This is a genomic window from Eubacterium sp. 1001713B170207_170306_E7, from assembly GCF_015547515.1.
GTDB lineage: Bacteria > Bacillota > Clostridia > Eubacteriales > Eubacteriaceae > Eubacterium.
Genome location: NZ_JADMVE010000013.1, coordinates 32,887 through 44,593 on the forward strand (window position 1 = coordinate 32,887; position 11,707 = coordinate 44,593).

Sequence of the window (11,707 nt, forward strand, 5' to 3'; positions counted from 1 at the left end):
CATGAAAAACAAAACCTCAAAACTCACAGAATTCATTATTTTTATGGTAGAGGACATGGACAGGACCGATTTCTGGGGTATTTGCGCCCAGATGTCCTTTTATATCATCATGGCCTTCTTTCCACTGATCATCTTTTTAATCAATTTTGTCGGCCGCTTCATTGTACAGTTTAAGGACTATCTCTTTGACGTCTTAAAGGAGTATCTTCCACAGCTCTCCTATGATTATGTCCGTACCTTAATTGATACGCTGACCAGAAATCTGGCGGACAACAACTACATCCTGGTTTTATTCACTTTTTTCTTTGCGACACTGGCCGCCCGGGCGATCATGACCGGAATGAATCAAAATTATGGCAATCATGAGAGCAGAAGCCATTTAAAAATCTGGCTTTTATCCTTTCTCTTTACAATTCTCTTCGCTATTTCCATCATATTGATCATCTCCGCCTATGTTTTCAGCGAAGCCATCAGCGAGTACATCCTCGTACGCTTAGGTATTGACCGGTTTAATATTATTTTAATGAATCTCTTTACCTTTGTTTTTTCCCTGGTGACAAGCGTATTTCTGTTTACCTGCGTTTATATTTTAGCGCCGGACCGCCATCTGAGATTTGTACAGGGACTTCCAGGCGCTGTCTTTTCAACTCTTGGTATTAACATCGCCTTTCGTATTTTCTTGATGTTTATGAACCACTCCTCCAAATATACCCTGCTGTACGGGAGTTTCGGTGGATTATTTGCACTTTTAGTCGGAATATATTTCATTTGTGTCATTTTAAATCTGGGCGGAAAAATAAATGTATTTTTTTCTCGATGAAACGTTTACAAATTTAGATTTCATGGTACAATATATTAAAAAGATTTTACTTAAATTAATCAATATAAAAACATTTTTATACTTTTTTATGTTAAACTATATTCAATTAAAGTCTACACATATAACCTATAATATAACCTGTAATTAAGAAAGGACTGATTGACTATGAAACCAAAAATCGCGTACCACCTTTTTCACGAGGGAACTTATCTGAAAAGCTATGAATTTTTTGGCGCTCATTTTACAGATAAGGGTGTGGTTTTCCGACTTTGGGCACCACATGCTCAGGCCGTCTCAGTGGTTGGCAATTTTAACGACTGGAATCCTGAGGCCCACCCGATGCTTTTACAAGAAGACTCCGGTGGTGTATGGGAGTGCACAATTCCCGGTCTGAATAAGGGGGAGCTCTATAAATACTGCATTACGCAATGTCATGGAGAAACGGTCTATAAATCAGATCCTTATGGTGTTTACTCTGAGGTCAAGCCCAAAACAGCCTCTATCCTCTGGGAGCTGGACGGCTACACCTGGAAGGATAAAAAATGGCTCGAGCAGCGTAAAAAAGCCGCCTCAAAGCCAAAGCCTGTCAATATTTATGAGGTCCATCTCGGCAGCTGGAGAACGCATGAGGACGGAACGGTTTTAAGCTATTATGAGCTGGCTGACACGCTGGTCCCCTACCTCAAGGACATGCACTATACCCATGTGGAGCTGATGCCCATTATGGAGCATCCCTTTGACGGGTCATGGGGCTACCAGCTGACCGGCTACTTTGCTGCCACCAGCCGCTATGGCGAGCCTCAGGGCTTAATGCATTTCATCGATGCCTGCCATCAGGCAGGGATCAGTGTTATTCTGGACTGGGTGCCCGGGCATTTCTGCAAAGACGCCCACGGCCTCTATAAGCTGGACGGCACCAACCTTTATGAAGCCACCGAGCATCCTCAGTGGGGCACCATGGAGTTTGATTTCGCCAAGCCCGAGGTGCTGACCTTTTTAATCTCAAACGCTTATTTCTGGTTTGACCAGTACCATATCGACGGACTGCGCATCGACGGCGTGGCCAGCATGATTTATTTAAACTACGGCTATGATGATGAGTACCGCAAAAATAAATTCGGCGGAAATGACAGTCTGGAAGCCGTTGATTTTCTGAGAAAGCTGAACACAGCCATCTTTAAGCATTTCCCCTTTGCCATTATGGCGGCTGAGGAATCCACCGCTTATCCCAAGGTCAGCTGGCCTGTGGACGACGGCGGCCTTGGCTTTAACCTGAAGTGGGATATGGGATGGATGCACGATACCCTCTCTTATATGGAAACCGACCCATACTGCAGAAATCAGTTCCATTCAAAGCTGACCTTCTCGATGGCTTATGCCTTCAGCGAAAACTTCATTCTGCCGCTGTCACACGATGAGGTTGTCCACGGCAAAAAGTCCATTGTCGATAAGATGTTTGGTCCCTATGAAATGAAATTTGACCAGCTTCGGCTTTTATACGCGTATATGTATTTTCATTCCGGTAAAAAGCTTACCTTTATGGGAAATGAGTTTGCGCCGTTTACCGAATGGCGTTACTACGAATCCCTTGAATGGTTCATGCTGGATTACGACAAGCACCGCGAGACCAGGGATTTTATTCAGGATCTGAATAAATTCTACGCCCGTGAGAACGCGCTCTGGGAAAAGGATCACGGCTGGGACGGTTTTGAGTGGATCGACGCTGACAACAACGGCCAAAGCATCCTTGTTTTCAGACGGATGGGCAAGCATCCTGAGGATGACCTGATTATTCTGATCAACTTCTGCCCGCTGACCTACACCAATTTCCAGATTGGCGTACCGGCTGAAAAAACCTATCGCCTGGTCTTTAACAGCGATGATCCCAAATACGGCGGCTCTGGCTTCACGGTCAAAAAGACCGCAAAAGCGCAGGATACTCCCTGCCATAACCAGCCATACAGCGTGTCTCTTAACGTCCCCCCCTCTGCAGCAATTGTGCTGAAGGGGGTCGCGTCAAAGGCCAAAAAGAAAACTGCTGTTAAAAAGACAAAACCGGCGGCTTCATCTAAAGGGGCTGAGGCGACCGCCGCGACGGATAAAAAAGCAAAGGCCGCAGCGGTAAAAAAATCTGCCAAGGCGCAGCCCGCAAAGGCGACTGCCTCCAAGACCGCCGCTAAAACGAAAAAGTAGCCCTCTGGAAAGGATACCGGATGAAAACACTTGAAAAAGAAAGCTTTAAAAAAGCGTTTATAAAAAAAGTAGAAGAAGTATCCAGCGAAAATTTCTCTGAATCAACCACACAGCACCAATACGAAGCATTGGCTGAGCTGGTTATGGAAGAAATCACAGCCGAATGGGCCGCCAATAACAGCCGCCTTCACAAGATGGAGGAAAAACAGATTTATTTTTTCTCCATCGAGTTTTTAATCGGCCGGCTCCTTAAGGCCTATATCAACAATCTCGGATGGGACACGGTTGTGCCCGAAGTTCTCGGCGAGCTTGGCCTTGATTACGAAGCCATTCAGACAAAGGAACATGATCCGGCGCTCGGCAACGGCGGTCTGGGGCGGCTTATGGCCTGTTTCCTGGATTCAACCGCCGCCATGGGGTTTCCGGGGCATGGAAATGGCATCCGTTATAAATTTGGCCTGTTTGAACAGAAAATCATCAATAATGAACAGGTGGAGGTGGCGGACAACTGGCTGAAAAACGGTTATCCCTTTGAAATCGCAAAGCCCGATAAATCGGTTATCGTCAAGTACAAAGGGGATGTCCGGACCGAAATGGTCAACGGAAAGCTGGTTTTTATTCATGAAAATTATGAGCCTGTTCTGGCCGTCCCCTACGACGTCCCGGTTCAGGGCTATCACAACAAAACCGTTAACTCCCTCCGCCTCTGGAGCGCCCAGCCGGTAGAGGATTTTGACCTCTCGACCTTTAATCAGGGACATTTTTTAAAGGCCATGCAGCGCCGCTCCGAGGCTGAAGCCATCAGTCAGATTTTATACCCCAACGACAATGGCTTTGAAGGCAAGCAGCTCCGCCTCAAACAGGAATACTTCTTTGTCTGCGCCGGCCTGAAGCGGATTGTCCGGCGTTATAAGAAGTTTAATCACGGGTCAATGGAGGGCTTTTCGGATAAAATCTGTATCCATATCAATGATACGCACCCTGCCCTCTGTGTTCCAGAGCTCATGCGGATTCTGATTGATGAAGAAAACTATGAGTGGGACGCGGCCTGGGATATGACCGTCAAATCCATCAGCTTCACAAACCACACCGTACTGCCCGAGGCCCTGGAAAAATGGCCCATCGACATGGTAAAGGAGCTGCTGCCCCGTGTCTATCAGATCATCGACGAAATCAACCGCCGGTTTGTCAATGACATGAACTGGTACTATCCAGACCAGGAGGCGCGCAATTATTATATCTCTATTTTAAAGGACGGCCAGGTTCATATGGCACATCTGGCCATTATCGGCAGTCACTCGGTCAACGGCGTGGCGGAATTGCACAGCAAAATCCTGCGCGAGGAAACCTTCAAGGATTTCTATGCTGTTTTTCCGGAGCGTTTTCACTCTGTGACCAACGGGGTAACGCCCAGACGTTTCTTGACAGGCAGCAATCCGCAGCTGAAAACACTGCTCAACGAGACCATCGGCGACAGCTGGACCAAACCTAACCAGCTGTCCGATCTGCAGGCGCTGCTTCCTTACACATCTGACGCGGCTTTCTGTGAAAAGCTGGGGGCGGTTAAGCGAAGCAATAAAGTCCGTCTGGCAAAATATATTAAAAAAACGCAGGGCATTGATTTGAATCCGGATTCCATCTTTGATATTCAGGTCAAGCGGATTCACGAATACAAACGCCAGTTGTTGAACGCCCTGCATGTCATGTATCTTTACAACACGCTCAAGGCAAACCCAAATATGGATTTTATTCCTAAAACCTATATTTTTGCCGGCAAGGCCGCACCATCCTATTATTACGCCAAGGAGGTCATCCGCCTGATCAACGTCATTGCAGACAAGGTCAATAACGATTCGGCGGTCGGCGACCGCTTAAAGGTGGTCTTTGTACCAAACTTTAATGTCTCCGTTGCAGAGATGATCTATCCTGCCGCCGAAATATCTGAACAGATATCCACCGCCGGCAAGGAAGCCTCGGGTACTGGAAACATGAAGTTCATGATGAACGGCGCCGTGACGCTCGGTACAATGGATGGCGCCAATGTCGAGATCGCTGAAGCTGTGGGAATGGATAATATCTTTACCTTTGGCCTCTCAGATGTGGAGGTTGCGAACTATAACGCCCACGGCGGCTACCGCTCCCTGGATATTTATGAGTCCGATCCGCGGATTCAGACCGTTCTGGAGCAGCTGATCAACGGCTTTTTCAGCAACACCTCGACCTTCCAGGTGATTTATGATTCGCTTTTGATTCATAATGACACCTATTTTGTACTTAAAGACTTTGCCTCTTATGCGGATATCCAGTCAACCTCAGGTACCGTGTACAGAGATCAAAAAAGATGGCTGCAAATGTCGGCTGTCAATATTGCACACTCCGGAATGTTCTCTAGTGACCGCTCCATTGCCGATTACCAGAGAGAAATCTGGAAAATCAAATCATTCAATTACGAGGAGGAAATATTATGAATACCGAATGTGTCGCTATGCTCCTAGCTGGAGGACAAGGAAGCCGTCTGGGATCCCTCACATTTAACAACGCTAAGCCTGCCGTTTTATTCGGCGGTAAATACCGTATTATTGACTTTCCATTAAGCAACTGTATGAACTCAGACATTGATGTCGTTGGTGTCCTGACCCAATACCGCCCTTATATTCTGAACAATTATATCAGTGACGGGAGCGCCTGGTCCCTTGACAAGGTCGGCGCCGGCGTCCGCATCCTGCCGCCTTACATGGGACAAAAGGGCGGCCGCTGGTATAACGGCACAGCGGACGCCATCTATCAGAACATCGACTTTATCGACAGCTTTGATCCGGAGTATGTACTCATCCTGTCCGGCGACCATATCTATAAGATGGATTACTCCAATATGGTCAACTTCCATAAACAAAAATCAGCTGATTTAACCATCGCGGTAATGGATGTCCCGTGGGATGAAGCCCATCGTTTTGGGATTGTCAACACCAATGACGAAAAGCGTATCCTGGAGTTCCAGGAAAAACCCCCGGAACCCACAAGCAACAAGGCCTCCATGGGGATCTATGTCTTTACCTGGGATGTCCTGCGCAAGGCCCTGATTGAGGATGCCGAAAACCCGGATTCCGAAAATGACTTCGGCCACAATGTCATTCCAATGCTCCACGAGGAGGGCAAGCGTATTTTTGCCTACCCGTTCTCCGGCTACTGGAAGGATGTCGGAACCATTCAGAGCTATTATGACGCCAATATGGATCTGCTCAATCCAGCCTGTGATTTTGACCTGACAGACCGAAATTTCAGAATTTTCTCAAATAATACCAGCCGCCACCCGCAGTTTATCGGACCGGACGCCGTGGTAAAACACAGTCTGATCTGCGACGGATGTGTTATTTTCGGCTCAGTGGAAAATTCCATCATCTCGCACGATATTATTATTGAAAAAAATACCGTTCTCAAAAACTCAATCGTCCACACCGGCGCGATCATTGAGGATGGCGCGCATCTGGAAAATTGCATTGTTGGTTCAAGAGCTTACGTAAAGAGTGATGTCCGTCTGGTAGCCGCTGAAAGTGACAACCCGGCAGAAATTCACGTTTTAAATTCATAGGAGGTGCTCAGAAATGAAAAAAGCAATTGGTATTATTTTAAATGTAGACGGCGATAACTCAGATCTCAATGAATTGCTCCAGCACCGCAGTATCAGCACACTGCCCTTTGGCGGCCGTTACCGCATGATCGACTTTACCTTATCCAATATGGTAAATTCCGGTATCTCCCATGTCGGTGTCGTCGGCTCCCATAAATACAGCTCCCTCATCGACCATCTCGGTACCGGAAAGGAATGGTCCTTAAGCCGTAAAACCCAGGACTTATCCATTCTGGCAGGCAGCAGCAGTGTTCGCTTTGGCAATCTCATGAAAATTAACCTGCGGGATTTATACAACAACCGCGCGTTTTTACAGCACAGCAGTGACGAGGACGTGGTTATCTCCGCGCCCAATCTGGTCACCAGCTTCAGCTTTAACGCGTCCTATAAAATCCACAAAACCAACAACAGCGATGTCACGCTGATTTTCAAAAGAGTTCAGCCAAGCTTTACCTTTGAAAACAACGACGTCTTTTTAGAATTTGATAAATACCGCATCACCAGTATCCATTACCAAAAGGAAAAAATGACGGATCACTGCTACGCAGACATGATGATCATAAAAAAATCGGTCCTTCTGGATTTAATGGAGCTTGGCGAGCGGACCGGTGAATGGGACCTGATGGATATGATTAAAAGCAATCTGGATACCCTTCACGTGTACGGCGCGCCACATACCGGTTATATCAACCGGGTTCACGATCTGGCCAAATATTACGAGGCCAATATGGACCTGCTGGAATTTGACACCATGAAGGAGCTTTTCCTGAGCGAAAATTCGATCCACACCAAAATCAAGGATAACCACCCCACGCTGTACCAGAACGAGGCCGTGGTGCGCAACTCCATTGTCGGCAGCGGCTGTGAGGTTGAGGGGAAAATTTACCACAGTGTCCTCTTCCGTGACAGCAAAATCGGCTATGGCAGTGAAATTTCCAACAGCATTATCATGCAAAAGGCAGAAATCGGAAACAACGTGAAGCTGAACTACGTCATTTTTGATAAAGACGTTAAAATCCGTGATAACGCATCTCTGGTGGGAACCAAGGATAACCCCATCGTACTCAGTAAAGGAATGGTTATATGACAATGGATAAATTAAAAATCTTGTATGCCGCTACCGAGGCCTATCCCTTTGCCAAAAGCGGCGGCCTGGGCGATGTGATCGGCTCACTGCCAAAGGCCTTTCCAAAGGATCAGGCTGATATCCGCGTTATTCTTCCCAAATACGCCAGTATTCCAGAAGAATATAAAAAGGATTTTAAGCTTATTGATATTTTTTATGTCAAGGTTGGTCTGAGCGACCAGTATGTGGGTATACAGCAATATGAAATGGACGGCGTGACCTACTATTTCCTGGACAACGAATATTATTTCAACCGTCCAAACCTGTATGGTTACTATGACGACGGCGAACGCTTTGTTTATTTCTGCCGCGCCGTGCTCGAGTCCATCCCGTATATTGATTTTTATCCGGATGTGCTCCACTGCCACGACTGGCAGACTGCCCTGATCCCATTCCTGCTCAAGGAGCAGTACCAGTGGCATTATCTGAACACCAAAACCGTCTTTACGATCCACAACATGAAGTATCAGGGGCTCTACGGCTTCGATGACCTCAAGGGCGTTATGAACCTTGACTATTTTCCGGCCGCCATGGAGTTCTACCGCAAGCTGAACCTGATGAAGGGCGCGCTTTATACCTCCGATTTGGTCACCACGGTGAGCCCGACCTACGCCGAGGAGCTCAAGGACCCCTATTACGGCGAAGGCCTTGACGGGGTGATGCGCGACATCAGCTACAAAACCGTGGGGATTTTGAACGGCATTGACGAAACCGTCTATAACCCTCAGACAGACCCGGCGCTCTTTGTGCCCTACACGCGTTCCTACAAGAAGAAAACGGAAAATAAAACCGCGCTTCAGGATTATCTCGGACTTCCGGTTAATCCAAAGGTCCCGATGATTTCCATGATCACACGTCTGGTTGAACAGAAAGGCCTTGATCTCGTCGCAGCCGTTATCCATGAGATCCTTCAGATGGACATCCAAATGGTCGTGCTCGGCACCGGGGACGCCCAGTATGAAAACATGCTGCGTGAGGTTGCCTACACCTATCCGGATAAAATGGCCTCCATCATTGATTTCAACGAAGATCTTTCGCGAAAAATATACGCCGCCAGCGACATGTTCCTGATGCCGTCAAAATTTGAGCCCTGCGGCCTGTCACAGATGATCGCCATGCGCTACGGCACTGTTCCCGTCGTCCGGGAAACCGGGGGCCTGAAGGACACCGTGCACTATTTTGACAAGGAAACCAAGGAAGGCAACGGCTTTAGCTTTTCCACCTACAACGCACATGATATGCTCTTTACCCTCCAGCGGGCCGTCGGACTGTACTATGATGAGCCTGAGCTGTGGAAGACACTCATGACCAACGCGTCAAAATCAAATTTCGACTGGAAGCTTTCAGCCGAAACCTATTTATACTACTATAAGAAAGTAACAGGTAAACTATCATAATGAATTTTAGACACAATTCCTGGGATTTAAGATTTAAGGAGCCTTTCGGAGCACTTCCGGCAGGCTCCCAGGTAACAATCCGTGTTTATACCACCCACAGTGTAAATGTAAAAATAAGAACATACTACAATTCAACCGAGCATTTTTACGATATGGTACCATCGAAATTTCCTGACATGCTGGAGTATACACTCACATTACCCGACCAGCCAGGCATTTTATGGTACGATTTTTGTTATGAGCAGAACGGCCGCAGCTACTGCTATGGCACACAAAACGACACCCTGGGCGGAGAAGGACAGATTTACGAAGCCTTTCCCCCCTCCTATCAGATTACACTCTACGACAAGGTGCGTGAAATGCCCGCATGGTACACAGACGGTATCATGTATCAGATTTTTCCCGACCGCTTCAATAAGGGGGAAAAGAAAACCTTTGAACCCCAATATAAAAGGCAGTCGCTGATTCACGGGAACTGGAGCGACAGCCCCCATTATTTCCGTGACAATCAGGGAAACATTGAGTACTGGGATTTTTTTGGCGGGACCCTCCAGGGCATCATCGAAAAGCTCGATTACTTAAAAGAGCTGAACATTTCGATTCTATACCTCAATCCCATTTTTGAATCCGGCAGCAACCACAAATACGATACGGCAGATTACCTCCATATTGCCCCGGAATTCGGCAATACAGAGCTTTTCAAGGAACTATGCACCGAAGCTAAAAAACGCGGCATACGCGTCATTTTAGACGGTGTATTCAGCCATACCGGAGACGACAGCATCTACTTTAATAAATACGGAAATTACCCCGGGACGGGCGCTTACCAGTCAAAGGATTCACCCTTCTACTCCTGGTACCGCTTCAGCGATTATCCCAACGAGTACGAATGCTGGTGGGGCGTCAAATCAATGCCCAACGTCGAGGAACTGACCCCTGCGTACAAGGATTTTATTTTTGAAGGCGAAAATTCAGTGATCCGAAAATGGCTGAAAGCCGGCGCTTCCGGATGGCGGCTGGATGTGGCGGACGAGCTGCCCGATGAATTCATCGAGGGCATAAAAACCGCCATGCTTGAGGAAAAAGACGACGCCATTCTCATTGGCGAGGTCTGGGAGGACGCTTCCAGAAAAGTGGCCTATGGCGTTTTGCGCCGGTATTTTTACGGCCATGAGCTGGACGCTGTCATGAACTATCCCTTCCGGGACGCACTGATTAGCTTTATGATGGGGTCCAAGGGCTCCCGGGAAACCGCGCGTTTAATGATGGCCCTTTATGAAAATTATCCCAGAGGGCAGTTTAAGGGAAATATGAACCTCATCGGCTCCCATGACCGCATGCGTATCCTGACCATTCTGGGCGAGGCGCCCACACTTTCTAAAGAAAGCGACAAAGAGCACTACCGCCTGACGCAGGAGCAGTATGACCTGGCTAAAAGGCGTTTGAAGGTTTTAAGCCTGATCCAGCTCACCTTTCCAGGTGTTCCCTGTATCTATTACGGTGATGAAGCCGGCGTGCAGGGCTATGAAGACCCCTTTAACCGGAGCACCTACCCCTGGGGAAATGAAGAGCCGGAAATTTTAGAGTGGTATAAAAAAATAACAGCCCTGAGAGCCGAGCACAAGGCCTTTCAACGCGGATCGTGGTATCCGCTGCCCTGCAAGGACGATGTCTTTGCCTATGTACGGGATCTCGCAGATGAAAGCTACCTCTGCCTGTTTAACCGAAACGCGGTTAAAAGCCGCTGCTTCAGCCACGGCGCAGTAAAGGACCGCGAGGGTCTTGACCTGCTGGCCAATAAACAGGAAGACCTGAAGCAGATTGTTCTGGAGCCTCTGTCCGCGAGGATTTACAAAATAATCGGCGGACGAATCATTCTGCACGGCAATGAATACAAAGAGAAGGGTATCATTCCTTCTAAATATTTAACCCCTTGAGCGATGGCCTCAAGGGGCTTTTTTGACGGACGCGTATTCGGGGGGAAAGGCTGTGTGGCGCCGCGCACTTCCGTTTGCACGGGTATTGGAAGGCTTTCGGGGTGTGGGGCCGCGCACTTCCGTGTCCTGCGGACACTCCAGTCGGGGGCTGCGCCCCATAAAAAAAGGATGGTGAGTGGCCCTTTGCAAGTCAACTTGCACGGGCCATTCACCATCCTTTTTTTGCGCGGCTTAAGGTTGAACGCAAAAAGACCCCGCGATGTCCTATCCTCCCAGGCAGTTGCCCACCAAGTACTTTCAGCGCTGAAGGACTTTACTTCTGTGTTCGGTATGTTAACAGGTGTTTCCCCTTCGCCATCATCACGAGATCAATCTCACTTTGTTATTCGGTTGTTTGGATCGTATTTTTAAAAGAAACGCTTCTCTTTTATTCGGGATGCTTTTCTTTTAAAAATGCGTTAGCTTTTGTACCTTCGCTTCGCTTTCGCTCAGCTTCATACCAAAGCCCTTTGTGCTTTGGACAAAAGCGTTGGTCATTCAAAACAACATAAAGATTGGGAGTATTTTCAAAATGTCTTGATGGGATCAAGACCTCGGCCGATTAGT

7 protein-coding genes and 1 rRNA gene are annotated in these 11,707 nt (G+C 47.7%); 7 read left to right on the forward strand and 1 reads right to left on the reverse strand.

All coding sequences use genetic code 11. The features are described 5' to 3' along the window. The first annotated feature begins 1 nt into the window (after position 1). The 7 genes from I2B62_RS20165 (at position 2) to I2B62_RS20195 (ending at position 11,101) form a co-directional block, all read left to right on the forward strand. Positions 2-820, forward strand: a complete 819-nt coding sequence (locus I2B62_RS20165; protein WP_195270826.1) for a YihY/virulence factor BrkB family protein — start codon at positions 2-4, stop codon at positions 818-820. Between the two features lie 165 nt (positions 821-985). After that, positions 986-3,013 (forward strand): 1,4-alpha-glucan branching protein GlgB, encoded by a 2,028-nt coding sequence (glgB, locus tag I2B62_RS20170; protein ID WP_195270827.1) that lies wholly within the window; start codon positions 986-988, stop codon positions 3,011-3,013. Between the two features lie 20 nt (positions 3,014-3,033). Further along, a complete protein-coding gene (locus I2B62_RS20175) occupies positions 3,034-5,481 on the forward strand; it encodes a glycogen/starch/alpha-glucan phosphorylase (RefSeq protein ID WP_195270828.1) in 2,448 nt (815 codons plus the stop codon). Beyond that, complete coding sequence (locus I2B62_RS20180; protein WP_195270829.1) at positions 5,478-6,602, forward strand: glucose-1-phosphate adenylyltransferase; 1,125 nt, start codon at positions 5,478-5,480, stop codon at positions 6,600-6,602. Before I2B62_RS20175 ends, I2B62_RS20180 begins: the two co-directional genes overlap by 4 nt. Positions 6,603-6,615: 13 nt before the next feature. Then, positions 6,616-7,728 (forward strand): glucose-1-phosphate adenylyltransferase subunit GlgD, encoded by a 1,113-nt coding sequence (gene glgD, locus I2B62_RS20185; RefSeq protein WP_195270830.1) that lies wholly within the window; start codon positions 6,616-6,618, stop codon positions 7,726-7,728. 2 nt (positions 7,729-7,730) lie between these two features. After that, complete coding sequence (gene glgA / locus I2B62_RS20190) at positions 7,731-9,164, forward strand: glycogen synthase GlgA (protein WP_195270832.1); 1,434 nt, start codon at positions 7,731-7,733, stop codon at positions 9,162-9,164. Further along, positions 9,164-11,101, forward strand: a complete 1,938-nt coding sequence (locus I2B62_RS20195) for a glycoside hydrolase family 13 protein (protein ID WP_195270831.1) — start codon at positions 9,164-9,166, stop codon at positions 11,099-11,101. The genes glgA and I2B62_RS20195 overlap by 1 nt, the downstream gene beginning before the upstream one ends. A 251-nt stretch (positions 11,102-11,352) precedes the next feature. Here the strand turns inward: I2B62_RS20195 and rrf are convergent. Continuing rightward, positions 11,353-11,469, reverse strand: a 5S ribosomal RNA gene (gene rrf / locus I2B62_RS20200). Between the last annotated feature and the right edge of the window lie 238 nt (positions 11,470-11,707).

Bases quoted from the DNA above. Each gene is read 5' to 3' on its own strand.
- I2B62_RS20165 (WP_195270826.1), top strand. From the start codon at position 2: ATGAAAAACAAAACCTCAAAACTCACAGAATTCATTATTTTTATGGTA.
- I2B62_RS20195 (WP_195270831.1), top strand. From the start codon at position 9,164: ATGAATTTTAGACACAATTCCTGGGATTTAAGATTTAAGGAGCCTTTC.
- I2B62_RS20180 (WP_195270829.1), top strand. From the start codon at position 5,478: ATGAATACCGAATGTGTCGCTATGCTCCTAGCTGGAGGACAAGGAAGC.
- glgA (WP_195270832.1), top strand. From the start codon at position 7,731: ATGGATAAATTAAAAATCTTGTATGCCGCTACCGAGGCCTATCCCTTT.
- glgB (WP_195270827.1), top strand. From the start codon at position 986: ATGAAACCAAAAATCGCGTACCACCTTTTTCACGAGGGAACTTATCTG.
- I2B62_RS20175 (WP_195270828.1), top strand. From the start codon at position 3,034: ATGAAAACACTTGAAAAAGAAAGCTTTAAAAAAGCGTTTATAAAAAAA.
- glgD (WP_195270830.1), top strand. From the start codon at position 6,616: ATGAAAAAAGCAATTGGTATTATTTTAAATGTAGACGGCGATAACTCA.